Annotated in this window: 20 protein-coding genes and 3 pseudogenes; 9 read left to right on the top strand and 14 right to left on the bottom strand. The window is 63.8% G+C overall.

Going from position 1 to position 25,873, the window contains the following annotated elements; translation table 11 throughout:
• Nucleotides 1-30 precede the first annotated feature (30 nt).
• From V1293_RS22990 to V1293_RS22975, 4 genes are all read left to right on the top strand, one after another.
• Complete coding sequence (locus V1293_RS22990; protein ID WP_334512460.1) at nucleotides 31-522, top strand: hypothetical protein; 492 nt, start codon at nucleotides 31-33, stop codon at nucleotides 520-522.
• A gap of 90 nt (nucleotides 523-612) precedes the next feature.
• Nucleotides 613-1,374: a phosphatase PAP2 family protein gene (locus V1293_RS22985; RefSeq protein ID WP_334512458.1), complete on the top strand. Its 762-nt coding sequence runs from the start codon at nucleotides 613-615 to the stop codon at nucleotides 1,372-1,374.
• Nucleotides 1,375-1,462: 88 nt separating this feature from the next.
• The gene (gene argG, locus V1293_RS22980) at nucleotides 1,463-2,800 is read left to right on the top strand and encodes an argininosuccinate synthase (RefSeq protein WP_334512456.1); all 1,338 of its coding nucleotides are present in this window, start codon (nucleotides 1,463-1,465) and stop codon (nucleotides 2,798-2,800) included.
• 523 nt (nucleotides 2,801-3,323) lie between these two features.
• Nucleotides 3,324-4,169: a hypothetical protein gene (locus V1293_RS22975; protein ID WP_334512454.1), complete on the top strand. Its 846-nt coding sequence runs from the start codon at nucleotides 3,324-3,326 to the stop codon at nucleotides 4,167-4,169.
• 181 nt (nucleotides 4,170-4,350) lie between these two features.
• On the opposite strand, the gene V1293_RS22970 is transcribed toward V1293_RS22975, so the two are convergent.
• The 11 genes and pseudogenes from V1293_RS22970 to V1293_RS22920 form a co-directional block, all read right to left on the bottom strand.
• Entirely contained in the window at nucleotides 4,351-6,333 is a 1,983-nt protein-coding gene (locus V1293_RS22970) for an OmpA family protein (protein WP_334512452.1), read from the bottom strand.
• Between the two features lie 186 nt (nucleotides 6,334-6,519).
• Nucleotides 6,520-6,751, bottom strand: a pseudogene (locus tag V1293_RS22965) (hypothetical protein).
• A 91-nt stretch (nucleotides 6,752-6,842) separates the two neighbouring features.
• Nucleotides 6,843-7,229 carry a VOC family protein gene (locus V1293_RS22960; protein ID WP_334512450.1) on the bottom strand — a complete coding sequence of 129 codons (387 nt, stop codon included), beginning with the start codon at nucleotides 7,227-7,229 and terminating at the stop codon, nucleotides 6,843-6,845.
• 43 nt (nucleotides 7,230-7,272) lie between these two features.
• Nucleotides 7,273-8,100, bottom strand: a complete 828-nt coding sequence (locus V1293_RS22955) for an FkbM family methyltransferase (RefSeq protein WP_334512448.1) — start codon at nucleotides 8,098-8,100, stop codon at nucleotides 7,273-7,275.
• Between the two features lie 136 nt (nucleotides 8,101-8,236).
• Nucleotides 8,237-10,214: pseudogene (locus V1293_RS22950) on the bottom strand (ABC transporter ATP-binding protein/permease).
• A gap of 135 nt (nucleotides 10,215-10,349) precedes the next feature.
• A complete protein-coding gene (locus V1293_RS22945) occupies nucleotides 10,350-12,494 on the bottom strand; it encodes a hybrid sensor histidine kinase/response regulator (RefSeq protein WP_334512446.1) in 2,145 nt (714 codons plus the stop codon).
• Nucleotides 12,495-13,045: 551 nt separating this feature from the next.
• The gene (locus V1293_RS22940) at nucleotides 13,046-13,831 is read right to left on the bottom strand and encodes a succinate dehydrogenase iron-sulfur subunit (protein WP_334512445.1); all 786 of its coding nucleotides are present in this window, start codon (nucleotides 13,829-13,831) and stop codon (nucleotides 13,046-13,048) included.
• A 107-nt stretch (nucleotides 13,832-13,938) separates the two neighbouring features.
• Complete coding sequence (sdhA, locus tag V1293_RS22935; protein WP_334512444.1) at nucleotides 13,939-15,810, bottom strand: succinate dehydrogenase flavoprotein subunit; 1,872 nt, start codon at nucleotides 15,808-15,810, stop codon at nucleotides 13,939-13,941.
• 3 nt (nucleotides 15,811-15,813) lie between these two features.
• On the bottom strand, nucleotides 15,814-16,188 hold the full coding sequence (gene sdhD, locus V1293_RS22930) for a succinate dehydrogenase, hydrophobic membrane anchor protein (protein ID WP_334516857.1): 375 nt from the start codon (nucleotides 16,186-16,188) through the stop codon (nucleotides 15,814-15,816).
• 14 nt (nucleotides 16,189-16,202) lie between these two features.
• Complete coding sequence (gene sdhC, locus V1293_RS22925) at nucleotides 16,203-16,601, bottom strand: succinate dehydrogenase, cytochrome b556 subunit (RefSeq protein WP_334512443.1); 399 nt, start codon at nucleotides 16,599-16,601, stop codon at nucleotides 16,203-16,205.
• Nucleotides 16,602-16,811: 210 nt separating this feature from the next.
• The gene (locus tag V1293_RS22920; protein ID WP_334512441.1) at nucleotides 16,812-17,735 is read right to left on the bottom strand and encodes a LysR family transcriptional regulator; all 924 of its coding nucleotides are present in this window, start codon (nucleotides 17,733-17,735) and stop codon (nucleotides 16,812-16,814) included.
• Between the two features lie 133 nt (nucleotides 17,736-17,868).
• On the opposite strand from V1293_RS22920, the gene V1293_RS22915 reads away from it, so the two are divergent.
• Nucleotides 17,869-18,720 carry a sulfite exporter TauE/SafE family protein gene (locus V1293_RS22915; RefSeq protein WP_334512439.1) on the top strand — a complete coding sequence of 284 codons (852 nt, stop codon included), beginning with the start codon at nucleotides 17,869-17,871 and terminating at the stop codon, nucleotides 18,718-18,720.
• 173 nt (nucleotides 18,721-18,893) lie between these two features.
• Here the strand turns inward: V1293_RS22915 and V1293_RS22910 are convergent, their stop codons facing one another.
• Nucleotides 18,894-20,420, bottom strand: a complete 1,527-nt coding sequence (locus tag V1293_RS22910; protein WP_334512437.1) for a malonate--CoA ligase — start codon at nucleotides 20,418-20,420, stop codon at nucleotides 18,894-18,896.
• A 114-nt stretch (nucleotides 20,421-20,534) separates the two neighbouring features.
• Between V1293_RS22910 and V1293_RS22905 the strand changes: the two genes are divergently transcribed.
• Nucleotides 20,535-21,296: an SDR family oxidoreductase gene (locus tag V1293_RS22905; protein WP_334512436.1), complete on the top strand. Its 762-nt coding sequence runs from the start codon at nucleotides 20,535-20,537 to the stop codon at nucleotides 21,294-21,296.
• A 44-nt stretch (nucleotides 21,297-21,340) separates the two neighbouring features.
• Here V1293_RS22905 and V1293_RS22900 read toward each other — a convergent pair.
• Nucleotides 21,341-21,788 (bottom strand): annotated as a pseudogene (locus V1293_RS22900) (IS110 family transposase); the annotation flags it as partial.
• Between the two features lie 369 nt (nucleotides 21,789-22,157).
• On the opposite strand from V1293_RS22900, the gene V1293_RS22895 reads away from it, so the two are divergent.
• From V1293_RS22895 to V1293_RS22885, 3 genes are all read left to right on the top strand, one after another.
• Nucleotides 22,158-22,712: a fasciclin domain-containing protein gene (locus tag V1293_RS22895; RefSeq protein WP_334512435.1), complete on the top strand. Its 555-nt coding sequence runs from the start codon at nucleotides 22,158-22,160 to the stop codon at nucleotides 22,710-22,712.
• 178 nt (nucleotides 22,713-22,890) lie between these two features.
• Nucleotides 22,891-23,520 (top strand): cytochrome b/b6 domain-containing protein, encoded by a 630-nt coding sequence (locus V1293_RS22890; protein WP_334512434.1) that lies wholly within the window; start codon nucleotides 22,891-22,893, stop codon nucleotides 23,518-23,520.
• Nucleotides 23,521-23,593: 73 nt separating this feature from the next.
• Nucleotides 23,594-24,379, top strand: a complete 786-nt coding sequence (locus tag V1293_RS22885) for a molybdopterin-dependent oxidoreductase (protein WP_334512433.1) — start codon at nucleotides 23,594-23,596, stop codon at nucleotides 24,377-24,379.
• A gap of 212 nt (nucleotides 24,380-24,591) precedes the next feature.
• On the opposite strand, the gene V1293_RS22880 is transcribed toward V1293_RS22885, so the two are convergent.
• Nucleotides 24,592-25,542 (bottom strand): transposase, encoded by a 951-nt coding sequence (locus V1293_RS22880; RefSeq protein WP_334507587.1) that lies wholly within the window; start codon nucleotides 25,540-25,542, stop codon nucleotides 24,592-24,594.
• Between the last annotated feature and the right edge of the window lie 331 nt (nucleotides 25,543-25,873).

Raw genomic sequence — 25,873 nt, 5'->3', positions numbered from 1 at the left:
GCCGTCTATGCTCAACGACGGAATCACCTCATGGCATTGATCGGCCGCATCTTCGTTATCCTGTTCGCTTTTCTCGCCGCCTGCTTCGTGGCCGGGATGATCGTGGTCGGCGCGGTGCTGTATCCGGAATTCAGCGATCTCGGAAGCGGGCCGATCGATCAGGGCGCGCTCAACGTCGTGCTGGGCTTCGGCTTCATCTTTCTGTCCGGCTTCGCGCTATTGCCGGCGCTGGTCGTGGTGCTTGTCACGGAAGCGTTCTATATCCGCAGCGTGCTCGCTTATGCGGTTGGCGGCGCGGTCGTGGGTGCGGCCTGCTATCTCGGACTTGTCCCGTTTGATCCCGACACGCTCCGTTTCGACGGCATCGTGCACCGCCATCTCGAAATCATGACCGGGGCGGGCATCGTCTCCGGCCTCGTCTACTGGATGATCGCAGGTCACTCGGCCGGCGCCTGGCGAGAACCGCGGCCACCCTTGCGGCCGCCGCCACCATTGCCGTCGCAGTCGCGGCCGCAGGCGTGACGCTTTCTTGTTTCTTCCGCCCCCACAAGGAGCGAAGGGAAGCCAGCGTGAGCCTTTTCATCACCGACCGCCTCGGCTAAACCCCGCGCCATGAACCGGACCGGACTTGTAATCGCGTTGGGCCTGTCGCTCGTCATCGGACTGCTGTTCGGGATTTTCCCTGAACTCGACCTGAAGCTGGCGGCATTGTTCTTTGATCCCACGAGCGCCTCCTTTCCACTGAAGCAGAGCTGGCTTGCCGCCTTCGCGCGCGATGGCGCGATGTGGATCGCCTGGGCGCTGGCGCTGCCGGCGCTGATTGCCATCGTGGCAAAGCTGCTGCGGCCGGACCGGCCGATGCTGGTTCCGGGCCGCGCGGCGGTGTTTCTGCTGGTCACCATCCTGCTCTCCGCGGTCGTGCTGACCAATCTCACCTTCAAGAGCTACTGGGGACGGCCGCGGCCGGTGGTGGTGACAGAGTTCAACGGCCCCTGGCAATTCGTGCCGTGGTGGGATCCGCGCGGGGAGTGCGGGCGCAACTGCTCGTTCTTCTCCGGCGAGGGCGCCACCGCATTCTGGACCTACGCGCCCGCGGCGCTGACGCCGCCGGCGTGGCGGCCCTTGGCCTATGCGGCGGCGACCCTGTTCGGGGTCGTCACCAGCGTGCTGCGAATGGCGTTCGGCGGGCATTTCTTTACCGATGTCGCCGCCGCCGGTCTCGTCAGCTTCTTCGTGATCTGGCTGGCCTATGCCTGGATTTACCGCTGGCCGGCGACCCGGCTGACGGATGCGCAGGTCGAAGGCGCGCTGGCGCGCTGCGGCTGGCCCGGCTACCGCCTGTGGCAGCGCTGGCGCGGGCGCGAGGCGGGATAATTAAACGCGTGCCCGTCAGCGCGAAATTTGTTATTCGCGCCCTCAAGCCGCAAACGGCAATCCGCCATTTCGACCGATTGGAAGCTACATGAGTACGATTCTGAAAAGCCTGCCCAAGGGGGAAAAAGTCGGCATCGCTTTCTCGGGCGGTCTCGATACCAGCGCGGCGCTGTTGTGGATGAAGCAAAAGGGCGCGCGCGTCTTCGCCTATACTGCCAACCTCGGCCAGCCTGACGAGGGCGACTACGACGAGATTCCGCGCAAGGCGATCGAGTTCGGCGGCGAAAAAGCCCGGCTGGTGGATTGCCGCGCGCAACTGGTCCACGAAGGTATCGCCGCCATCCAGTCCGGCGCCTTCCACGTCTCGACCGGCGGCATCGCCTACTTCAACACCACGCCGCTCGGCCGCGCCGTAACCGGCACGATGCTGGTCGCGGCCATGAAGGAAGACGGCGTCAACATCTGGGGCGATGGCTCTACCTACAAGGGCAACGATATCGAGCGGTTCTACCGCTACGGCCTGCTGACCAATCCGAGCTTGCGGATCTACAAGCCCTGGCTCGACCAGCAATTCATCGACGAACTGGGCGGCCGCGCGGAAATGTCGGCGTTCATGACCGCCAATGGATTCGCCTACAAGATGAGCGCCGAAAAGGCCTACTCGACCGACAGCAATCTGCTCGGCGCTACCCATGAGGCCAAGGATCTCGAGCACCTCGACAGCGGCATCAAGATCGTCAATCCGATCATGGGCGTGCCGTTCTGGCGCGACGACTGTGTCGTCAAGGCCGAAAAGGTCGCCGTGCGTTTCGAGGAGGGTCAGCCGGTCGCGCTGAACGGCCAGACCTTCGCGGACCCCGTCGCGCTGTTCCTCGAGGCCAACGCCATCGGCGGCCGGCACGGCCTTGGCATGAGCGACCAGATCGAGAACCGGATCATCGAGGCGAAGAGCCGCGGCATCTACGAGGCGCCCGGCATGGCGCTGCTGCACATCGCCTACGAACGCCTGGTCACCGGCATCCACAACGAAGACACCATCGAACAATACCGGATCAGCGGCATGCGCCTTGGCCGATTGCTCTATCAGGGACGCTGGTTCGATTCCCAGGCCCTGATGCTGCGCGAAACCGCCCAACGCTGGGTGGCGCGCGCCGTCACCGGCGAGGTGACGCTCGAGTTGCGCCGTGGCAACGACTACTCGATCCTCAACACCGAGAGCCCCAATCTGACCTATCAGCCGGAGCGGCTCAGCATGGAGAAGGTGGAGGATGCGGCGTTCACGCCGGCGGACCGCATCGGCCAACTCACGATGCGCAACCTCGACATCGTCGATACCCGCGCCAAGCTGAAGCTCTATTCGGATACGGGATTGCTGTCCGGCAGCGAAGGCTCGGAGATCTTCAAGCTCGAGAGCGACCAAGGCTGAGTTGCGCGGGTTGATACAATTGTCGTCCTGGCGGCCCTGGCACCATCACCCGGCGGAGCCTTGGCGAAAACGGGTCGCCGGGGGCGACAGGGCTGGCGCCCGCTATTGACGCGTCATCCGGACGGATAGATTTCCCCACCTTCACGATCGCGCGCATTCCCACCTTCGGCGCCGCGCTGAATGCGCAACTTAAGCGCGTGTCATCCTTGCGTGTGTCAAAGAAATGTGCAGCCTTGGCGTCAATTCGGGGCTTCAGGAAGCCCCCGCGCAAGATCGCCATCAGAGCAGCGGCTGATCTTCCCGTGTGAGATGCGTCGGTTCCCAGCGAACAGCAAGCGAAGAGGGTGTTCATCATGGCGCTCCCTGCTTTTTCCTGCCCCGTCTATACGATAGGCGACCCGCCCTACTGGAAGTTTGTCTACCAGTACGCCACGACTTCGAACCCCGCAGCGAACATGTCTCCTGCGGCCATCATCTGCCCGCAACACCCCAATGCAGACCCGGATCGTATGGGATGACCTGCTTGTACGCGCGCGAGTACTTGTGGTCCGCGTCCTTTGGTTCAACCTGGTGGGAGCGATTCAAGGAGTGGGCTGAGCAGGAGCTCATCAATCTTTCTATGACGTTGCGCGACGACAGCGTCATCACGCCTGTCTCGGAAAGCGTCACGCAGCTCTGGACTTACCATGGCACGCGCGAATTCAACTACCCGTTCCTGAAGAATGCCCAGGTCACCGACAAGGTCGCTACTTCCGGGTGGTCCGAGTGGGCCGCGACCCGGATCGATGCGATGGTTGGACGCAGCAGCGATGGCCTGATGGTATTTGTCCAGTGCCAGAACTTCGGCGGCGAGAACTCCGCGGTGACGAAAAACGGCAAGCGCAAGCAGACGTCGTACGCGTGGCGCAACACCACCATCGGCTACAATCTAGACGTCTTCTACAACGCCAGAATGCAAAACGCGCAGAAGCTTGCGGCGGAATGGCAGAACATCAACATCGCCGAAGGCGTTGGGCCGAATGGCACATTCTCCACAGCAGATCACCGCTGGTTCTGGGCGAGCCACGGCGACCTCGACATGAGCAAGGTGTGGCCGTTCTACTACTCCACGGACGATTACGCGAAATGCTGCAAGGTGAAACAGACGGTCGACCCGAGCGGCGTGTTCACCGCCAATACGTTCGTCGTCGGCTATTCGCCGGAAACAGCGCCGAAGCACCTCGCTGCGCCTTGCGATATAGCTGTCGTGCGTAAGCCCGAAGAGGTGTTCGACGACGCGGCGTTCGCCAAGGAGCACGCTGACCGCGCCGGGTTGCGCGCCCAGGCGAAAGGCATCGCCACGGCCAAGCTTTTCCGGCCGCGCCGTTGAGCGATAAAGGGCTGGCCGTGTGCGTGATAGCGTTTTCGAGCGAAGTGGACACCGGTTCGCATAGCAATCAAGCTTGCGCAGATTGCGTAGACTTATCTGCGGTAGAAAACGCGTCAAAACAAGAAGCTAAAAAATGGCCGGGATTGCTCCCGGCCATTTTCATTTTTGTAACGGCGCTCGCTCAGCGCGGCGGCGCGGTGCCGGGCGGGGGCGGCGGCAGCGAGGCCTGTCCGCCGGTGAGCAGCGGCGTGATGTTGCGGATGGTGACGCGCCGGTTGATCGGGCTCGGCCCGTCGATCGGCTCTTTCAGGTACTGCTCGCCATAACCTTGCGAGGTCAGGTTTTCCGCCGGCACGTTGAACTGCTGCGTCAGCAAGGTGGCCGCGGATTCCGCGCGGCGATCCGACAGCGACAGATTGTCAACGTCGTTGCCGACCGCGTCGGTGTGGCCCTCGATCAGGAACACCGCGCGCGGATTTTGCTGGATCGCGCGGTTGAGGCCGTCGGCGATCGCCTGCAGCTTCGCCGCCTGATCAGGCGGGATTTCCCACGATCCGGTTTCGAAGTTGATGGTGTTGACGTCGATGCTCGGCATCCGCTGCCGCACCGTGGGGCTGTAGCGGATTTCGTCCAGCGAATAACGCCGTTCGATCCGTTCCACCGGCGGCGCCATCATGGTCTCGTAGAGCACCTCCGGCGACGCCTCCTCGGCGTCGACGATGTAGCGGTTGTAGGGAATGCGGACCACCGGCGGCGCCAGGTTGACATAGAACCCGCCGCCCCCGCGCGGATCGCGGTAGCTGTTGTCGATGATGATGACCTCGCGGCCGCGATCGTCGCGGCGGATACGGCGCAGCAACTGGCCGTCGCGGCCGACCACGTTGATCACCTGCGTGCCGTCAGGCCTGATCACGACGGTGCGGGTCTCGCCGCCGACGGTCTGGGTCTGGATGTCACGCGCGCCGTAGCGGAAGCGGTCCACTTCGCTGTGGCGGACATATTGCTGTCCGCCGGGATCGCGAATGATGATCCGGCCGGGCTCGGTGATGATCGTGCGGCCGCCCTCCTGGGACTCGCGGCGCTGGCCACGGAAGTCGTCGAGGCGTTGCGGTCCCGACGGCGGAGCGCCCGCGCGGATCGGTGCCACGCTCGCGGCAGGCGGAGGTGCTGGCAGTGGTGCGGTGACCTGAGGCGCCTGGCGGAAGGCTGGCGCGACGGTCGGCGGCGCGTTCTGGGCCCGACCGGCCGGTGGCGTGGCGTTCGGCGCGCCCGGCACGGCGGTCGGTGCCGTGGGAGCAGCCGCCGGCGGCGTTGCGCCCGGAGCGGCTGGGGCGCCAGCGCTTGGCGCGGCAGGCGGCGGCGCGCCGGGTCGTCCTGGCGGCGTGGTCGGCGCGGTTGTCGGGGCGCCCGCACTCGGAGGCGTCGTTGGTGCGCCGGGACGCGGCGGTGGCGCCGTCGTCGTGCTTCCGCCAGGCGGAGGGGCGGCCGCCGGTGGCGCCGTGGGAGCGGGTGTGGTGGCAGGTGCCGGCGGCTGCTTGGCGCCAGCCGGCGGGGGCGGCGTTGGCACGGGCGATGGCGTCCCCTTCTGAGATGACGGCGGCGGTGGTGGCGTAGTCGGTGCGGCCGGTTGCTTCGGCGCCGCAGGCGCGGCTGCCGGCGGAGGGGGCGGCGGCGTCGTCGGGCGCGAAGGTGCAGCCGCCGGGGGCGGCGGAGTCGGAGTCGGGGCCTTCGGCGCGGCAGCGGGAGGCGGCGGAGGTGGCGTCGGTGCCTTCGGCGCGGCAGCGGGAGGTGGCGGAGGCGGCGTCGGTGCCTTCGGTGCGGCAGCCGGGGGAGGCGGCGGTGGCGTCGGGCGCGGCGGCGCAGCCGCTGGAGGCGGCGGGGGCGGCGTTGGACGCGGTGGCGGAGCCGCAGCAGGCGGTGGCGGCGGAGGGGCAGCCGGACGCGGAGGTGCCGCAGCCGGGGGTGGCGGGGGAGCCGGGGCCTTCGGCGCGGCAGCCGGCGGCGGAGCGCCCTTTGGCGGCGCCTTGGGCCTGCCGTCCGGGCCAACCTCTTCCCTGGCTTGCGCCACGACGATCGGTGCGGTCTGCGCATGCGATGCGGAGGTCGCGAGCTGCGTCGCCGTCAAGGCAGTCGTGGCGAGCAGCAGGATGCGAAGGTTTGTCATGATGTCCTTGGTCCCCGGAATAGGCCTGACAGCAACGGAATGGCCTTTATTGACATGTCAGTTGGTCGATTGAACGGCTAATCATTAGGCCGCATTGTGGCGACCTACAAATGGTCGGATGCTTTTTATTTCATTGGCGCAATGGGTTGCGTGCATCATTATTCATTGCGTGTTCAGGCGGAGCGTTCATGCGGTCCTCGGATCGGTGGCGGGATTGGGAGTGCGGGGGGCCGTTCGGCCCGCGTGTCGGTAACTCATCCGGCATCTTGCCCGGCAAGTCCTGCGGTTGTGGTGGCTGACCGGGTTCACGGAGCGGTGGTGGTACCTCCGGACGAGGACTGCCCGGCGGGCTCTCCGCCGGCGGCTCGGTCGGTTGTCCCGGTGTCGCCGGCGGTATCTCCGGCGGTTCAATCGGCATCGCGTCTCCTGAAGTAGTCAACTCCGGGGACGACAACGGCCACGACGCCATCAAGTTCCCGCGCGATCCAAAAATGGAACCGGCGGGACAGCTAAGCCGGCGCGTGGCAGACGGCTTCGATATTGTGGCCGTCGGGATCGAGCACGAATGCGCCGTAATAGTTCGGGTGGTAGTGCGAGCGAATTCCGGGAGCGCCGTTGTCGCGCCCGCCGGCGGCCATGGCCGCCTTGTAGAAGGCGTCCACCGTGGCGCGGTCCTTGGCCACGATCGCGACATGCAACGGCTTGTCCAATCCGCCTTCGCCGCCGATCCAGAAATCCGGCTTTCCATCGGCGCCGAAACCCGCCGCGGGATCGTGGCCGTGCTGTTCCTGCGTGACTTCCATCACGAGGGTGTAGTCGAGCGGCGCCAGGGCTTTCAGATAGAAAGTCTTGGAGCGTTCATAATCCGAAACCGAAAATCCGATGTGGTCGATCATCAAGCTCTCCTGCGGTTTGAGGAATGATTTGCGCCAGGGAAATTCAGCGTCGTGTCAGCAATGTGTTGCTGCGGGTCTTGCCGCTCTCGATATAACCTCGTGCGCGCATGTCGGCGATGCAGTCGTCCAGCCACTCGTCCTTTGACAGATGCTCGATCACGACCGCACGGGGCCACAATGCCTGCGGGGCGTCGGCGAAGAAGCCGGTCAGCACGCGATCCTCAAAACCTTCGACATCGATCTTGAGCGCGTCGACATGCGAGACCCCGGCCTCTTCGAGAATGCGCTGCAGCCGCAGCGACGGCACCTTGATCGCCTTGGCGGAGGCTTCGCCGGACACGATGCGGCTGGCGCCGAGATTGTCGCCGTCGGTTTCAATCAACAATTCGCCATCGGCCGGGCCGGAGGCGGCCGCGACCAGTCGCGCCTGGGTGAAGCCGGAGGCTGTGTTGTTGAAGGCCAACCGCGAATGGGTGACCGGATGCGGCTCGATCGCGATCACCTTGCCATCAGTGCCGACATGCCGCGCCAACGCAAGCGCATAGGTGCCGACATTGGCGCCGACATCGACGAATACGCCGCCAGCGGGCACATGCGTGCGCAAGAAATCCAGCTCCTCGATGTTGTAGGCGGGATTGAACAGCGCGCCGCGCTCGGTGGCGCTGGCCTGATGGTAGAAGCGGAACGAGGCGCCCTGATACGGCACGTCGATGGGACCCGCGCGCAGCAGGTTCACCAGCCGCGACAGCCAGGGGCGAAACGCGCCGCGCTTCAGCCGCGTGCGGTGGGCAAGCCGGATGATCGCGGCCTGCGCGGCATTCGGGGCGAATGCGCCGAACGGCGCGGGAGACGGATCGTTGTCGGGCGTCAAGCACAAGTCCTCGGTGAAGCGCGCATGCATAGCCGGTTTTGCGGTGGTGAAACAGGTTCAATTATTGTTGCGTTGATGATCGCAATGATGACGATTGGACACAGCTTGTAGATCCTATGGGGTGGCAGGGAAGCCGCTATGCCGCCTTCTTCGCGGCCTTCCGATGGCGCAGGAAGCGGCCGAGCAGGCGTTGTCCGCCCTTGCGCGGGATCAGCGCGACGTCGCTGACCAGTTTGGCGCCGCCCTTGTGGCGCTCCAGCACGATCTTGCGGCTGTGAAACGCCTCCAACTCGGCGCGGTGGGCGACGCTGACGATGGTGGCCTTCGGCAGCTCCTTGATGACGAGCTCCATCATCTTGTCCTGGCTCTTCTCGTCGAGCGCCGACGTCGCCTCGTCCAGCACCACGATGTCGGGGTTGTGCAGCAGCAGGCGCGCAAACGCCAGCCGCTGCTTCTCGCCGCCGGATAGCGTCTGGTCCCACGGTCCCTCTTCCTCGATCTTCTCCTTGAGATGGTCGAGGCCGACCTTACGCAGCGCGTCGCAAATCTGCTCGGTGAGCCAGTCATCGGCCGCGCCGGGATAGGCGATCGCGCGCCGCAGCGTGCCGGACGGAATGTAGGGTTTTTGCGGCAGCATGAAGAGCCGGCGGTCGGGGTGGAAGTTGACGCTGCCGCCACCCCATGGCCACAGCCCCGCCAGCGCGCGAACCAATGTGCTCTTGCCGGTGCCGGATTCACCCGCAACCAACAGGCGCTCGCCGGGTTCGATCGCCACTTCGGTCTCGGCGACAACAGCGGTACCGTCGTCGAGCGTTACCGACAGATCGTTGAGGCTCAGCATGGTATCGCCTTTGGTTTCACCGCGTTGGATGCGCCCGATGCCGTCGCCTTGCTCGGCGCGTTCGAGGCCGTCGAGCGACATCATCAGCGAGGCGATGCGGCGCGCGCAGGCGTTCCAGTCGGCGAGCCGCGGATAATTGTCGACCAGCCAGCCGAACGCGGTCTGCACGATGGTGAAGGCGGAAGCCGCCTGCATCACCTGTCCGAGGCTCATGCTGCCGTCGAGGAATTTGGGCGCGCACAACAGCAGCGGCACGACAGGCGCGATCAGGCCCGATCCTTGCGACACCAGCGTGGTGCGCATGTGCTGGCCGGCGAGCCGCGCCCATTGCCGCAGCACCCTTGAAAAGGTCTTGTCGATGCCGTCGCGCTCTTCCTCCTCGCCGCCGAGCAGCGCGATGCTTTCGCCGTTCTCGCGCACGCGGGTCAGGACGTAGCGGTATTCCGCCTCGGCCTGGTTCTTGTCCTCGGACACCTGCACGAAGCTCCGTCCGATGGTCATGATCGAGCCCGAGGCGATCGCAGCGTAGATCACCGCGGCAATCACGAGAAAGCCGGGGGATGGTGAGGGTCGAGCCTCCCAGCGTCACCGTCAGCGCGCCGCCGATGGTCCACAGCACGACAATGAAGGTGGCGGCCGACAGGAATGCCGAGGTGACGCCGGCGACGAAATCGACCGGCGAGTCGGTGGCGATGCGCAAATCCTCGGCGATGCGATACTCCGGGTTCTTGTGATCGCCGCCGACGAGGTTGAGCTGATAGTAGCGGCCATTGGCCAGCCAGCGCGATATCACCGCATTGGTCAGCCAGGCGCGCCAGCGGCGCTGGATGCCCATGCGGGCGAACACCTGCGCCACGCCGAGCAGCACGCTGCAGATCGCCAGTGGGAAGAACACCGCGGCGAGATAATACACGGTGGCGGAATCGCGCTTCTCGATGGCGTCGAAGATCGCGCGGTTCCAGACATTGATGCCGTATTGAAAGCCGACGTGGCCGACGATCAGGAGCAACAGCCCGATCGTAAACAGCCATGCCAGCCGGTCGCCATTCCCGCCCCAGTAGCCGCGCGCGCTGATCCAGAACCGCGTCAGCAGATAATCCTTGCGCGCCTCCTCGGCCTCCTCCGGCGACATCTTCGGGTCGGGCTCGATCGCCTCGGGCGGTGGCGGCTCGACGTGATCGCCGGCTTCCGCGACGACCTCGACAAACTTCGCCTTTCCCGCGGAATCCGATTTGGTTGCGCGCGGATCGGACTTGCTGATTGCTTTGGCCATGGCGGCATAACGGCAGGTAAATCAAAAGGTTCCCGCTGGTTTCCGCGCGCGTGGGCTGGAAACGCCAAAATCCCGTGCGCAGGAAATGCATGACCGCCGCGTCAGCGGGTGTAGATGCCTTCAACTATCGCGGCGTCAGGATGACGCGGCTGTCGGCGCGTTCTCGAATTTCCGCCGGCCTGCCCGGTGCAGCACGCGGGAGAGCTGCTCGATCGAGTAGGGCTTTTGCAGCAGCTCGAAACCGTGGCTGCCCTGTTCCGACAGCACGTGGCTGTAGCCGCTGGTCAGCACGACCGGCAGGTCGGGATAATGGCGGCGGATTTCCTGGGCCAGCTCAATGCCGGTCACGCCGGGCATCACGACATCCGTAAACACGGCGTCGAAGCGGTTTGCACCGGCCGCCAGCTCTTCGAGCGCATGCGTGGCGTTGCCGACCAGCCTGGTCGCATAGCCGAGTTCGGCCAGCGCGTCGGTCGTGAATCGGCCGACCTCGGCATTGTCCTCGACCACGAGCACCGACATTCCGCTTCCGTCGATCGCCTGGGCATCCGCCGCCGGCATCTGTCGCGATTTCCCGCTGCCGGCGGTGCGTGGCAGATACAGCGTGAAGATACTGCCTTTGCCCACTTCGCTGGCGACCGCCACTTCGCCGCCGGATTGCTTGGCGAAACCGAACACCTGCGACAGGCCGAGCCCGGTGCCGTGGCCGGCCTGCTTGGTCGTAAAGAAGGGTTCGAAGATGCGCTCGAACTGGTCGGAAGGAATCCCGCTGCCGGTGTCGGCGACGGATACGGCCACATAGCCATAGGGATTTTGCGACGAGGGCGCGGCGTTGGGCAGACTGGCCGCCATGCCCACCGCAATCGTCAGCCGTCCGCGGCCCTCCATGGCATCCCGCGCATTCACGGCCATGTTGATGATGGCGGTTTCGAACTGGCCGGCGTCGGCATTGACGAAGCACGGTTCTTCCGACCCAAGGATGACGATCTCGATGCGCGAACCGATCAGGGTGCCGATCATTTCGGCCAGCGTCTGCACGCTTCGGCCGACCTCGAACACCTCCGGCTTCAACGTCTGCCGCCGCGCGAAGGCCAGCAACTGCCCGGTCAGCTTGGCGGCGCGGGTCACGGTATCGGAGATCGCCTCGATGTAGCGCAGCCGCCGCGGCTCCGGCAGGTCGGGCCGCCGCAGCAGGTCCACGGAAGCGCGAATCACCGTGAGCAGGTTGTTGAAGTCGTGTGCGACGCCGCCGGTGAGCTGGCCCAGCGCCTCGAGCCGCTGGCCGTGCTTCAGCGCTTCCTCGGCCACCTGCCGCTTCTCGGCTTCGAAATAGAGATGACGCGTCCGGCGCAGCGCCAGCCCCAGCAAGGCAAACAGCAGCGCGGTGGCGGGCGCGCCGAACACCAGATGCTGGCTCATCGTGGACAGCCAGCGCGCGCGTATCGCCGAGGTCTCGAGGCCGGCGCCGACATAGAGCGGGTATTCGGCGAGCCGCCGGTAGCCAAGGCGGCGTTCGATGCCGTCGGTCGGCGACGTCACCGTGATGAGGCCGGCCGTTGGACTGGCGGCAATTATTTTCCCGATCGGGCCCTTGGGGTCGAGACGGATGTCGCGCTCGATGATGGGGAAACGCGCCAGCACGGTGCCGTCCGTCCGGCCGAGCGCGAAGTAGCTGCCGGGTTCGCGGCCGATCCGCGCGTAATAATTCTCGAAATATTCCGGGAATACGGACGCCTGAAGCACGCCGGCGAAGCCGCCGTCCTCGCCCGGACGCCGCCGGCTGACGCCGAAGAACGCGGCGCCCTGATAGGGCCGCCGCGGCTTCATCGCTTCGCCGATATAGGTTCCGATATCGCCGGCCGAATGGGCCTTGAAGTAATCCCGGTCGGAAAAATCGATCTCAGCCGCCGGCACGACCAGGCTGTTGACGAGGGCGTGGCCCTTGGCGTCGAAGATCCAGGCCGACTTCACCTGCGGCAGGGAAGCGACCAGTTGTTTCAGCCGCAAATGCAGCATTTGCTCGCGGGCAACGATGTCGGCATCGGGAACGTCGCGGATGATCTCGGCCATCTCCGACAGGCTGCGGTCGATGGTCTCGAATACTTTCAGCGCATGCTCGTGCGCGACATCCAGCGAGCGTTCGATTTCGCGGTCGGCGGTTTCGCGGATCGAGACCCAGGACACCGCGGATGCAAAGATGAACAGCGCCAATGGAAGGGCCAGCGAAGCGACCATCATCCATTGCAGCAGTCTCAGCGAATTGCGTTGCTCGATCCGCACGGGCGCTCCGGCTCCGCGTCGAGCTTAACGCAATCCCTGGTTGGGAACAAAGTCCCCGTCGATGGAACCGAGTTTTCCGTGGCCGGACCGGCCGCGTTCTGATTTGCTCAAATGTCCGGGACGGCATCGACGCGGTCGCCGAGGTGCGGTCGTTGAGGTGCGGTCGTTGAGTCCTGGAGCCAGGCGGCGGCGGTTCCGAAATTGATCCATCGCAATGGCGGGTTGGCGGTTGAAGGCAATTGTACGTCGCGCGCCGGCATCGACCGGTGAACGAACAAAGCTAACAATGGAGGAATTCATGTCAGCTGCAGGGCAGGCTTTTCTACTGACCGGAGAATTACTCGTTCTCTCGTTCGTCGCAATTTATGCGTTCTGGCTTGCCGACAAGTTGCGCCGCAACTTCTTTGGCTAGCGCTAGCTTTGGTCCCGTAGCAAGGACGGAGCCAACGGGTCGCGCGAACGCGCGCCCGATGACCGGTTCCACGCAATCCGGGATTCTCACGATCAGCTAAAACTGTCCCGGATTTCGCTGCGCTTGATCCGGAAGATGCCTAGATTTGCCGCTCGACCATCTTCAGCTTGAGCTCGGCGATGGCCTCGGACGGGTTGAGGCCCTTTGGGCAGGCCTTGGCGCAGTTCATGATGGTGTGGCAGCGGTAGAGCCGGAACGGGTCTTCGAGATTGTCGAGCCGTTCACCAGTGGCCTCATCGCGGGAATCTTTTACCCAGCGATTCGCCTGCAATAGCGCGGCCGGTCCCAGGAAGCGCTCGCTGTTCCACCAATAGCTCGGGCAGGAGGTCGAGCAGCAGGCGCAGAGAATGCACTCATAGAGCCCGTCGAGCTTTTCGCGGTCCTCGTGGCTCTGCTTCCATTCCTTCTGCGGCGTCGGCGTGGTGGTCTTCAGCCACGGCTCGATCGAGGCATATTGGGCGTAGAAATTGGTGAGGTCGGGGACCAGGTCCTTGACGACCGGCTGGTGCGGCAGCGGGTTGACCTTGACCGCGCCGCCCGCGGCCACGTCGTGCATCGACTTGGTGCAGGCCAGCGTGTTCTGGCCGTCGATGTTCATGGCGCAGGAGCCGCAAACGCCTTCGCGGCAGGAGCGGCGGAAGGTCAGCGTCGGGTCGATGTGGTTCTTGATCCAGATCAGGCCGTCCAGCACCATCGGCCCGCAGTCGTTGATGTCGACGTGATAGGTGTCGACGCTCGGATTCTTGCCGTCGTCCGGATTCCAGCGATACACCCTGAACTCGCGCGTCTCGGTCGCGCCTTGAGGCTTCGGCCAGGTCTTGCCGCCGGTGATCCTCGAATTTTTCGGAAGCGCGAATTCAGCCATATGTCCTGCCTTTACGGTTCTCCTCGTCATTGCCGGGCCTGACCGGGCAATCCATCCGTTCTCGAGGATGGATGCGCGGATCAAGTCTCCGCGCATGACCAGTGCGATCAATACACCCGCGCCTTCGGCGGGATGTACTGTACGTCGTTCGTCATCGTGTAGTCGTGCACCGGACGGTAATCGATCGTGGTGTCGCCGCGGTTATCGATCCACGCCAGCGTATGCTTCATCCAGTTCTTGTCGTCGCGGTCGGGGAAATCCTCGCGCGCATGCGCGCCGCGGCTTTCGGTGCGGTTTGCCGCCGAATCCATGGTGACGACGGCCTGCACGATCAGATTGTCGAATTCGAGCGTCTCGATCAGGTCGGAGTTCCAGACCAGCGAGCGGTCGGACGTTGCGACGTCGCCGATGCCGCCATGCACCTTGTGGATCAGGTTATGCCCTTCCTGCAGCACCTCCCCGGTGCGGAACACGGCGCAGTTGTTCTGCATCACATGCTGCATGCTGTCGCGCAGTTTAGCGGTCGGCGTGCCGCCGGAGGCGTAGCGATAATGGTCGAGCCGGCCGAGCGCCAGATCGGCGGAATCCTTCGGCAGTTCCGGCTGCTTGCCGCTCGGCGTCAGCTTTTCCGCAAGCCGCAGCGCAGCCGCACGGCCGAACACGACCAGATCGATCAGCGAGTTGGAGCCGAGGCGATTGGCACCATGCACGGAGACGCAGGCCGCTTCGCCGAGCGCCATCAGGCCGGGCACTACGGCATTGTCGTCGCCATTCTTCTTGGTCAGCACTTCGCCGTGATAATTGGTCGGGATTCCGCCCATGTTGTAATGCGCGGTCGGCACGATCGGGATCGGCTCGCGGGTGACGTCGACATTGGCGAAGATCTTCGCCGATTCGGAAATGCCCGGCAGCCGCTCGTTCAGCACCTTGGGATCGAGATGGTCGAGATGAAGGAAGATGTGGTCCTTCTTCTTGCCAACGCCGCGGCCTTCTCGGATCTCGATGGTCATCGAGCGCGAGACCACGTCGCGGGAGGCGAGGTCCTTGGCCGAAGGCGCGTAACGCTCCATGAAGCGCTCGCCCTCGGAATTGACGAGATAGCCGCCTTCGCCGCGGGCGCCCTCGGTCACGAGGCAGCCCGAGCCGTAGATGCCTGTTGGGTGGAACTGGATGAACTCCATGTCCTGCATCGGCAGGCCGGCGCGCAGCACCATGCCGCCGCCGTCACCGGTGCAGGTATGCGCCGAGGTGCAGGAGGCGTAGGCGCGGCCGTAGCCGCCGGTGGCGAGAATCGTGGTCTGGGCGCGGAAGCGGTGCAGCGTGCCGTCGTCGAGCTTGAGCGCGATCACGCCGCGGCAGACGCCCTGGTCGTCCATGATCAGGTCGATGGCGAAGAACTCGATGTAGAATTCGGCCGAGTGGCGAAGCGCCTGGCCATACATCGTGTGGAGCATGGCATGGCCGGTGCGGTCGGCGGCGGCGCAGGTGCGCTGCGCCTGGCCTTTGCCGTAATCCATGGTCATGCCACCGAACGGGCGCTGGTAGATCCTGCCGTCCTCGGTGCGCGAAAACGGCACGCCCCAGTGCTCGAGTTCGTAGACGGCTTCCGGCGCGTTGCGCACCATGTATTCGATCGCGTCCTGATCGCCGAGCCAGTCCGACCCCTTGACGGTGTCGTACATGTGCCAGCGCCAGTCGTCCGGATGCATGTTGCCGAGCGAAGCCGAAATGCCGCCTTGCGCCGCAACCGTATGCGAGCGGGTCGGGAACACTTTGGTGATGCAGGCGGTGCGCAGGCCCGCTTCCGAGCAGCCGACCACGGCGCGCAGGCCGGCGCCGCCGGCGCCAACGACGACGACGTCGTAGGTGTGGTCCTCGATCGGATAGGCTTTTCCGTTGGTGGCAGGACTAGTTCCGATTCCGCCACTGCCGTTGGAAGCCTTGCCGTTACCTTGTGCAGCCGAACCTTGAGCCGCCATGGGTTAAACTCCCGATGACAATTTGAGAATCGCGTAAATCGAGGCCAAGGCCACCGCGATACAGAAGAAATTATTCGCCATCACGCTGGCGAGCTTCAGCTTCTCGTTATGCACATAGTCCTCGATCACGATCTGCATGCCGATTTTCATGTGCCAGGTGCTGGCGATGATGAAGAGGACCAGGATGATCGCGATCGGCAGCGAGCCGAGGATTTGGGCGGCACCGGCCTGGTTGCGGCCGATCAGCATCAGGACGATCACGATGACGGGCACGATCAGCAGCGCCATCGCCACCGCCGTGAGACGTTGGCGCCAGAAATCGGTGGTGCCGGAATGCGAGGAACCGAGATTGCGGACGCGGCCGAGCGGCGTGCGCATCGAGGAGGGGCCGCTCATCGTCCGCCTCCGACCGTGTAGGCGATGATCCAGACCAGGACGGTCAGCGAAATGCCCGCGATCAGCGCGCCCCAGGTCAGCGCCTCGCGCTCATTGGCCTTGAAGCCGTAGCCGAGGTCCCAGAAGAAGTAGCGGATACCGCTACACAGATGATGCAGCAACGCCCACGTGTAGCCGAACACGATCAGCTTGCCGATGATGCTGCCGGTGAAGGCCTGGACGTTGGCGTAGGCCCCCGGGCCGGATGCCGCGGCAATCAGCCACCAGGAGAGCAGCAGCGTACCGAAATAGAGCGCGATTCCCGTGGCGCGATGGACGATGGAAAGCGCCATCGTCAGGGTGACGCGATAGGTCTGCAAATGGGGCGATAGCGGTCGTTCGATCCTGGCGGTCATTCGGCGGCTTCATGTTTTGTGGAACCGCGGCCGGCCCATGGGGATGCGCGGTAGATGAATTCTATTTACGGAGTCGAAACAGTCCACGCAACGGTCAAATCGCTTGAAATCGAACCGGCGTTCATTGCTAGGAGTCTATCAAGCGCGATTGATCGGCGCTTGGTATACCACGGCCATTTGGCATGGTTGAAGAATTGAATCATTATTCCCTTATTGGTCAGCGCCGGGCTGCGCGCCGAATGGATTGGTGCCGCGCCAGCGCTCGACAAGGTAATCGACGAAGGCCCTGATCTTCGGCGAAGCCAGCCGCGACGGCTGAAACATCAGGTGCAATGGCACCGGCGCCGGCTCGTAGTCGGCGAGCAGCCGCACCAGGCGGCCGGCGGCCAGGTCGGCCTCGACCTGCCACGACGGCACCCGCGCGATGCCGGCGCCTTCCTTCGCAACAGTGGCGAGCGCCTCGAGGCTATTCATCCAGAGCCGACCGGATATGCGGATTTTGCGGCCCGCTTTGCCGTCGTCGGCGAAGCGCCATTCGGCGCTGCCGGGCGCGTCCGAGAACACCAGGCAGTCATGATGCACGAGATCGGCCGGCGCCCGCGGCGTGCCCCGGCGCGCGAGATAGTCGGGCGAGGCGCAGACGATCATCCGCAAGTCCGCGAGCTTGCGCGCGACCAATTGCGAATCGCGCAACCGGCCGATGCGAATCGCGAGATGAATGTCTTCCTCGACCATGTCGACCGGGCGGTCGACCAGCAAAAGATCGACCGACAGCGCCGGATAGCGGCGCAAAAATTCCGCGAGCAAAGGCGCGATCACGAGCCGGCCCATCAGGCTCGGCGAGCTGACCCGGATCCGCCCCGATGGCTGGTGACGGCCGCGCGACAGCGCCGCCTCGATCTCCTTGACCTCGCCGAGGACCGCTTTGGCGCGCTCGTACAGGATCCGGCCCTCGTCGGTGAGCGCGAGCTGGCGCGTGGTGCGCAACAGGAGGCGGGTCCCGAAATGCTCCTCCAGCGCCGAGATATGCCGGCTCACCGACGTCAATGAACTCGGCAGCGAGCGCGCCGCCGCCGACAGGCTGCCGGCGTCGACCGCACGGACAAAGGTCGCCATGGCCGACACCAGGTCCATTGATCCTTCCGCATTTCGCAAGGGTGTCTGTAAAAGATAATGGATACTCCCGGATTCCAGAAGTAGCTAAGTATCGCGGGCGGCCATGCGGATGCGCGGGTCGCAGGTCCTGGACGTGGGATGCTCAAAGAACATGATGGCCGGCCTCGATCTTAAAGAGCTCATCGAACTCGCCCTGCTGCTGATCGCAGTCGGGGCGCTGTCGGGATTTCTTGCCGGCATCTTCGGCATCGGCGGCGGCGCCATTCTGGTGCCGGTGTTCTACGAATGCTTTCGGCTGGCCGGCGTGCCACTTGAAGTGCGGATGCCGCTCTGCATCGGCACCTCGCTTGCGATCATCATCCCGACCTCGCTTTCTTCGTTTCGCGCCCATTACAAAAGGGGCGCGGTCGACATGGACATCCTCAGGCGCTGGTGGCTGCCGATCGTGCTCGGCGTTCTGGCCGGCAGCGTCACCGCGCGCTACGCGCCGGAGAGGCTGTTCAAGATCGTGTTCGTGATAGTGGCGTGGTCGGCGGCGGCGCGGTTGTTGCTGACGCGGGAAACCTGGAAGCTCGGCGACGACGTGCCGAAGGGCTTTCTGATGCGCGTCTACGGCTTCTTCGTCGGGCTGTTGTCGACCTTGATGGGCGTCGGCGGCGGCCTGTTCGCGAACCTGCTGATGACGTTCTATGGTCGGCCGATCCATCAGGCGGTGGCGACCTCATCGGCGATTGCGGTATTGATCTCAATTCCCGGCGCGATCGGCTATGTCTATGCGGGCTGGCCAGCGGCAGCGCGCTTTCCCGATGTCACCGCGCTGCAGATGCCGTTTGCCATCGGCTATGTGTCGCTGATCGGTGCGCTATTGGTAATGCCGACCACGCTGATCACAGCGCCGCTCGGGGTGCGCGCCGCACATGCGATGTCGAAGCGCGCGCTGGAGATGGCATTCGGCACGTATATGTCCATCGTCGGCGGAAGGTTCGTGATCAGCTTGTTGTAGGAGGAACCCGAAGATAGTTATCGGGGTCGTCCCTGCGAACGCAGGGACCCATAACCACAGGTATCAGTGGTTAGAAAAAAGCCGTCGACCAGCGTTTCTTAAAATATCCGCCGCGGCGTATGGGTCCCTGCTTTCGCAGGGACGACACCGAACAACTTCGGAACGACAGCGAGTTACTTCGCGTAAATCTTCGCGTACGTATCCCGCAAAATATTCTTCTGCACCTTGCCCATGGCGTTGCGCGGCAGTTCGTCGACCACGAACACGCGCTTCGGCATCTTGAATTTGGCAAGCCTTCCGTCGAGCGCCTTTAGCACGCCCGCTTCGGTGACATCCGCGCCCTTGTTGCAGACCACCACGGCCGTAACGCCCTCGCCGAAATCGGCATGCGGCACGCCGATCACGGCGGATTCGATCACGCCCGGCATGGCATCGATCTCGCTCTCGATTTCCTTCGGGTAGACGTTGAAGCCGCCCGAAATCACCAGATCCTTGCCGCGGCCGAGGATGTGCACATAGCCCTTGGCGTCGATCTTGCCGAGATCGCCCGTAATGAAGAAGCCGTCGTCGCGGAATTCGGATTTTGTCTTTTCCGGCATCCGCCAGTAGCCCTTGAAGACGTTCGGCCCCTTGACCTCGATCATGCCGATCTCGTCGCGCGCGAGCTCCTTCGCCGTTTCAGGATCGGTGACGCGTACGGAGACGCCGGGCAGGGGATGGCCGACGGCGCCGGGCACGCGCTCGCCGTCATAGGGGTTGGAGGTGTTCATGTTGGTTTCGGTCATGCCGTAGCGTTCGAGCACGGCGTGGCCGGTGCGCGCGGACCACTCGCGGTGGGTATCGGCGAGCAGCGGCGCGGAGCCGGAAATGAACAGCCGCATATGCTTCGTCGATTCCTTCGAAAGCGCCGGGCTTTGCAACAGCCTTGTGTAGAAGGTCGGCACGCCCATCATCACGGTCGCTCGCGCCATCAGCTTGATGATTATCTCGGGGTCGAATTTCGGCAGGAAGATCATCGAGGCGCGGGCGAACAGCGTGACGTTGCTCGCCACGAACAGGCCGTGGGTGTGATAGATCGGCAGCGCGTGGATCAGCACGTCCTTGTTCGTGAAGCGCCAGTAGTCGACCAGGCTGTAGGAGTTCGACGCCAGATTATCGTGCGTCAGCATCGCGCCCTTGGAGCGGCCTGTCGTGCCCGAGGTGTAGAGGATCGCGGCGAGGTCGTCATTGGCGCGCGCGACGGTCGCGAATGCGCCATCCGCCTTGGCGGCTGCATCCGTAAGCGATCCCTTGCCGTCGGGCCCGAGCGTTTCGATTTTGGCCTTCACCTTCGCCGCGATCGCGGCGATGCCGTCCGCTTTCGAGGGATCGCACACCACCAGCGACGGCTCGGCGTCGGAGATGAAGTAGTCGAGTTCGTTCAGCGTATAGGCGGTGTTGAGCGGCAGATACACCGCGCCCGCGCGCACGGTCGCCAGATAGAGCACCAGCGCCGGCACCGATTTCTCGGTCTGCGCCGCGACGCGGTCGCCGGACTTGACGCCGCGCGCAACCAGCACATTCGCCATCTGCCCGGCGCGGGCGATCAGATCGCCATAGCTGATGCGCGTGCCATCGAGCATTTCGATCGCGAGCCGGTTCGGATCGTCGAGCGTATCGAACAGACGGGAAAACAGGTTGGCGTTGGCGGTCGTGTTCATGCAACATTCCCTGAGGGGCGCGGCTTGCGCCCCTCAGGGAGGGGCGCTGGCCAGCGGAATTTCGTGGGCTGGAATAGCAAGAACGCCCTTCTAAAAGCAACGGAGACAGTTTGCATGACAAATAGCGGGAAACGCGTGGCCTGGGTGACGGGCGGTGGCAGTGGGATCGGCGCGTCAGGGGCGGAATTCCTGGCGGCGGATGGCTGGACCGTGGTGGTTTCGGGACGGCGGAAAGACGCGCTGGACACGGTCGTGGCTGATATCGTCAAAAAGGGCGGCAAGGCCGAGGCTATCGCACTTGATGTCAGCAACAAGGCCGACGTGGACAAGGCGGCCGACCAGATTCTCAGCCGTTACGGCCGGATCGATCTTCTCGTCAACAGCGCCGGCATCAACGTGCCGAAGCGAAGCTGGGCCGACATGGAACTGGACGGCTGGGACAAGGTCGTCGATATCAACCTGAACGGCGTGCTCTATTGCATGCGCGCGGTGCTGCCGGCGATGAGGAAACAGCAGGACGGCTGCATCATCAACGTCGCGTCCTGGGCCGGCCGCCACGTCTCGAAAATGCCGGGCCCGGCCTACACCACGACCAAGCATGCGGTGCTGGCGCTGACCCATTCCTTCAACATGGACGAATGCGTCAACGGCCTGCGCGCCTGCTGCCTGTCACCCGGCGAGGTCGCGACGCCGATCTTGAAATCGCGCCCCGTCGTGCCGTCGGAGGAAGAGCAGGCCAAAATGCTGCAGCCGGAAGATTGCGGCCGCACCATCGCCTTCGTCGCCAGCATGCCGCCGCGCGTGTGCATGAACGAGATCCTGATCAGCCCGACGCACAATCGCGGGTTTATTCAGACGCCGCATAATCGGGATTGAAGCGAACTCTCTCGAATTGTCGTCCCTGCGAACGCAGGGACCCGTAAGCCCGAACTCGGCCGCGTGGCCGCGGATGGTGTTGATGAGCTGCGTGCGATAGTCGATCAGCCGCTGGCGCGTCGTCATCAGCATCTGCGCGGCCTGCTGCTCTGCCGTCTTGACCGCCACGAAGCTCATGCGGGGCCGGCTCATCGCCTCGCAAACCGCATCGGCATCCCCGTTGTCGTTCTTGTTACGCTGCACGTACGGCTTCACGTGCTGCGCCGGCAACAGCTTCACATCGTGCCCCAGCGCCATCAACTCGCGCCCCCAGTGATGCGACCCGCCGCAGGCTTCCAGGCCGACCTGGGTCGGAGGCAGCCCCTCGAAAAACTTCAGGAAGTCGCGCCGGCGCAGTTTCTTGCGCAGCACCGGCCGCTCGGCCGAATCCACACCATGCAGCACGAAAACACTCTTGGACGTGTCGACGCCAATTCTGATAATCTCACTCATGGACGGCTCCCTTGTCTGAGATCTTATCGACCTCATTCTGGCACATCGATGCCGTCGGGGGCCGTCCACCCCAACATAGCCACCGACGCCTGTCGTTGCGCCAAGCGGTGGCCCCAGCGTTCGCAATAGCTGACGCCTGTGGTTATGGGCCCCTGCTTTCGCAGGGGCGACGAGGTGGGCCGCCGCCGCACGGCCCGCGCCCGCAAAAGTTTCAGCCATCACGATAATTTATTCGCCGAAACCGGCCGAAAAACCTCCCGTAGCTCGGCCCAACGACGACGAAATCAACCCGGTCAATCGACCTGGCGTCGTTGTTTTCAGCACCGGCGGATGCCCCGCCGGCCATCGCAATCCTCGGGAGAAGATTCCATGTCCAAACGTATTGCATTTCTGTCCGCCGCCGTGTTCAGCGCACTGGCTTTCACCGCCACCATCACCGCGCCCGCCAGCGCGGAGGAAAAGACCGTGATGGTCGGTGGCGCGGCGATGTTCCCCTCCAAGAACATCGTCCAGAACGCCGTCAACTCGAAGGATCACACCACGCTGGTTGCCGCGGTGAAGGCTGCCGGCCTGGTCGAAACGCTGGAAAGCAAGGGCCCGTTCACGGTGTTCGCGCCGACCAACACCGCCTTCGGCAAGCTGCCGTCCGGCACCGTCGAGACGCTGGTGAAGCCTGAGAACAAGGCGACCCTGACCAAGATCCTCACCTACCATGTCGTGCCCGGCAAGCTCGCCGCGTCCGACCTGAAGGACGGCATGAAGCTCAAGACCGCCGAGGGCGAACAGCTGTCGGTCAAGCTCCAGGACGGCAAGGTCTGGATCGTCGACGCCAAGGGTGGAACCTCGATGGTCACGATCTCGAACGTCAATCAGTCCAACGGCGTGATCCATGTGGTCGATACCGTGCTGATGCCGGCGTCCTGAGCTCCCGCGCGCCCCTGACTGGTCCCAACAGGGCGTGTGGATTGGCGAGCCGGGGCAACCCGGCTCGCTTTTTTGTGAACCCGATACGCGCCGTGCATCGATCTGATAGCGTCACGGCAGTAACGGAAAGCCGGTTCCCGGCGTATAAATGACAACGAATTCCAAGCAGGGAAGAGCCATGTCGGCCGTAACAGTCAGCGACGAACACGCCGCGTCAACCAAGGCCAAGATCATTCAGCCGGCCTGGGTGCGGGCGCTGCATTGGACCAACGCCTTTGCGATGGTCCTGATGATCATGTCGGGATGGCAGATCTACAATGCCTCGCCGCTGTTCGATTTCCGCTTCTCCCCGAGCATCACGCTGGGCGGCTGGCTCGGCGGCGCGCTGCTCTGGCATTTCGCGGCGATGTGGTTGTTGATGGTGAACGGCCTGATCTATCTCGTGTTCGGTATTGTCACCGGCCGCTTCCGCAAGAAGCTGCTGCCGATCACGCCGGAGGGCGTGATCTCGGACACCAAGGCGGCGCTGACCGGCAAGCTCTCGCACGACGACCTCACCAAGTACAATTACGTGCAGAAGCTGCTTTATGCCGGGATCATCGTTGTCGGCATCCTCATCGTGCTGTCGGGCCTGGCGATCTGGAAGCCGGTGCAGTTGCAATACCTGACGGCGCTGTTCGGCGGCTACGATGCCGCCCGTTACGTCCATTTCTTCTGCATGGCGGCGATTGTCGCCTTCATGGTGGTTCATGTCGCGCTCGCGCTTCTGGTGCCGAAGAGCCTGCGCGCCATGATCATCGGCCGCTAACCGCATGATCCGGAAAAGTGGGAACCGGTTTTCCGATTAAGATCATGCACAATAGATAGACAGGAGCACGGTCATGGGCCGCATGCGCAAACTTCTCATCCCCGGCGTCGACAAGACGCTTCTCGTCAGGGACGCGATCAAGACCATGCCGGATCTGAGCCGCCGGCGCTTCATCTCGGGCGGCGCCAGCCTCGGCGCGCTGACGCTGCTGACGGGGTGCGACGTGACGGACAGTTTTTCGGCCGAGGAGATGCTGAAGCAGGTTTCGAAGTTCAATGACGGCGTGCAGGCGTTGATCTTCAACCCCCATGCCATGGCGCCGACCTTCCCGGAAAGCGCCATCACCAAGCCGTTCCCGTTCAACGGCTATTATGACATCGAGGAAGCGCCAACGGTCGACGGCAAGACCTGGAAGCTCGAGGTGCGCGGCCTGGTCGAGAACAAGAAATCCTGGACGCTGGAAGAGCTCTACCAGTTGCCGCAGGTCAAGCAGATCACGCGCCACATCTGCGTCGAAGGCTGGAGCGCGATTGGAAGCTGGACCGGCACGCCGTTGCGCGATTTCCTGAAACTGATCGGCGCCGATACGCGGGCGAAATATGTCTGGTTCCAGTGCGCCGACAAGGACGGCTACAACTCGCCGCTCGACATGGCGACCGCGCTGCATGCGCAGACCCAGATGACGTTCAAGTTCGGCGACGAGATCCTGCCGCGCGCCTACGGTTTCCCGATGAAGATCCGGGTGCCGACCAAGCTCGGCTTCAAGAATCCGAAATACGTGATGTCGATGGAAGTCACCAATGACTACAAGGGCGGCTTCTGGGAAGACCAGGGGTATAATTCGTTCAGCGGGAGTTGAGTAGACCCGCTCCCTCGTCGTCCCTGCGAACGCACATAGGCGCTAAGGTAGTTGGATCATTGTTTGATACGTGCGTTTTCTTGGGGGTTCGCGAAGATGGCGCTGGAGCGCCGACTTTGACCGGCGCAGGCAGGCGATTGTGGGCTGTGGGATAATCGCCTGAAGCAGCGAGGCGACGAGATTCTGAAGCAGACGCCAAGCGCCAGGCGGCGTCAGGCGGCTTCGGCCAAGCGGGGAGAGACCTCGAGTTCGTCGATGAACGGCTCGAGCAGCAGAATGGCCAATAGATGAGCCAGAACGTGGGGTCTGGCGGAGCCTTCATCGGTTCCTGGCGGTCCCTTCAGGCCGATCAGACTCTTCAATCGTTTGAAGCCGAGTTCGATCCGCCATCGAAGGCGATATAGGGCCAGGACATCGGCGGTTGCGAAGTCCTTGGGCTTGAGTGAGGTGATCAGGATCACCCATTCGGCGGCCTCGAGCGTTTGCTTCGAGAGTTGGTGACCGCCTCGCTGTGCGTCGCGGCGCGCCTTGCGTCGCGCGTCGGCAGCCGCCTGCACCGGCTTCTTGATGGCGACCAGACGCAAGGCGAGAGGTGCGCCGCGCTTGCGTTTTACCCAGATCGGCCGATCGATCAGCCCGCGGACTGCCGCCTTGCGCAACGCGGCGAGGAGATCGAACACCTCACCTTCGGCATCGAGCCAGCGCGCGCTCTTCCAGCCGGCCCGGATCACGAGGTCCGCTCCGGCTTCGAGCAGGGTCGCCATGCGGTCCGGTTGCAAATAGGCGCGATCGGCAAGGCGGATCTCTCCAGCCACCGCCGGTATCCGGTCGAGCGTCTCGCCCGCCCGCTGATCGGTCAGTTCGAAGTGGCCAAAGCGTTCCTGCGGCAGATCGAACGCGCTGTGGATGCGCCACACCTTGTTCTTCTTCCTGGCCTCCGATCCTTTCTTCGGCACCGAAGTGGCATCGATGATGCGGATCATTCGTCCCCGGCTCGCTGACGGGGCAGTGGCCGCAAGTACCTGACCCACCAGCATTGCGAACCAGTCCCCGCACTGACGCAGTCGATATAGCAGAGCCACGTTGGAAATATCGACAAGACCTACCGATGTCGCCCATGCAACGGTCGAGCGCAATCCGCGCTCGCCCAGACAGTAAGCCAAGATCAATCTCAGCAAATCCACCGCATTGGTGATCTCACGCGGACGCAAAAACGCTCTCGTCTTACGCGCCGTAACTTCAAGCGTTTCCACCCCGCCAAGCCGGGCGACAACGTTCGCCCAGTCCTCATTCACCAGTGATTCGTGCCTCATGACACGCTGGAATCACAAACGATTCCGACCCGCAACACTATTTTAGCGCCGATGTGCGAACGCAGGGACCCATACCGCGTGATCTGAATTTTGGAGAAGGTTGGAGCGACAGCTTCGCATAACCACGAAATCCTGTGGTTATGGGTCCCTGCGTTCGCAGGGACGACACGCGGATAGATAA

The organism is Bradyrhizobium sp. AZCC 1693 (assembly GCF_036924745.1).
In the GTDB taxonomy this organism is placed as follows: domain Bacteria; phylum Pseudomonadota; class Alphaproteobacteria; order Rhizobiales; family Xanthobacteraceae; genus Bradyrhizobium.
Note: the sequence above shows the minus strand (reverse complement) of the source record. Positions and strands in the feature narration are given on the sequence as shown.

Excerpts from the sequence above, each read along its gene's own strand:
- sdhD (WP_334516857.1), bottom strand. The coding sequence starts at position 16,188 with ATGCGCACGCCGCTCGGCCGCGTCCGCAATCTCGGTTCCTCGCATTCC.
- V1293_RS22895 (WP_334512435.1), top strand. The coding sequence starts at position 22,158 with ATGTCCAAACGTATTGCATTTCTGTCCGCCGCCGTGTTCAGCGCACTG.
- V1293_RS22990 (WP_334512460.1), top strand. The coding sequence starts at position 31 with ATGGCATTGATCGGCCGCATCTTCGTTATCCTGTTCGCTTTTCTCGCC.
- sdhA (WP_334512444.1), bottom strand. The coding sequence starts at position 15,810 with ATGGCGGCTCAAGGTTCGGCTGCACAAGGTAACGGCAAGGCTTCCAAC.
- V1293_RS22910 (WP_334512437.1), bottom strand. The coding sequence starts at position 20,420 with ATGAACACGACCGCCAACGCCAACCTGTTTTCCCGTCTGTTCGATACG.
- V1293_RS22960 (WP_334512450.1), bottom strand. The coding sequence starts at position 7,229 with ATGATCGACCACATCGGATTTTCGGTTTCGGATTATGAACGCTCCAAG.
- V1293_RS22920 (WP_334512441.1), bottom strand. The coding sequence starts at position 17,735 with ATGGACCTGGTGTCGGCCATGGCGACCTTTGTCCGTGCGGTCGACGCC.
- V1293_RS22985 (WP_334512458.1), top strand. The coding sequence starts at position 613 with ATGAACCGGACCGGACTTGTAATCGCGTTGGGCCTGTCGCTCGTCATC.
- V1293_RS22890 (WP_334512434.1), top strand. The coding sequence starts at position 22,891 with ATGTCGGCCGTAACAGTCAGCGACGAACACGCCGCGTCAACCAAGGCC.
- V1293_RS22905 (WP_334512436.1), top strand. The coding sequence starts at position 20,535 with ATGACAAATAGCGGGAAACGCGTGGCCTGGGTGACGGGCGGTGGCAGT.
- V1293_RS22885 (WP_334512433.1), top strand. The coding sequence starts at position 23,594 with ATGGGCCGCATGCGCAAACTTCTCATCCCCGGCGTCGACAAGACGCTT.
- V1293_RS22940 (WP_334512445.1), bottom strand. The coding sequence starts at position 13,831 with ATGGCTGAATTCGCGCTTCCGAAAAATTCGAGGATCACCGGCGGCAAG.
- V1293_RS22915 (WP_334512439.1), top strand. The coding sequence starts at position 17,869 with ATGATGGCCGGCCTCGATCTTAAAGAGCTCATCGAACTCGCCCTGCTG.
- sdhC (WP_334512443.1), bottom strand. The coding sequence starts at position 16,601 with ATGACCGCCAGGATCGAACGACCGCTATCGCCCCATTTGCAGACCTAT.
- argG (WP_334512456.1), top strand. The coding sequence starts at position 1,463 with ATGAGTACGATTCTGAAAAGCCTGCCCAAGGGGGAAAAAGTCGGCATC.
- V1293_RS22970 (WP_334512452.1), bottom strand. The coding sequence starts at position 6,333 with ATGACAAACCTTCGCATCCTGCTGCTCGCCACGACTGCCTTGACGGCG.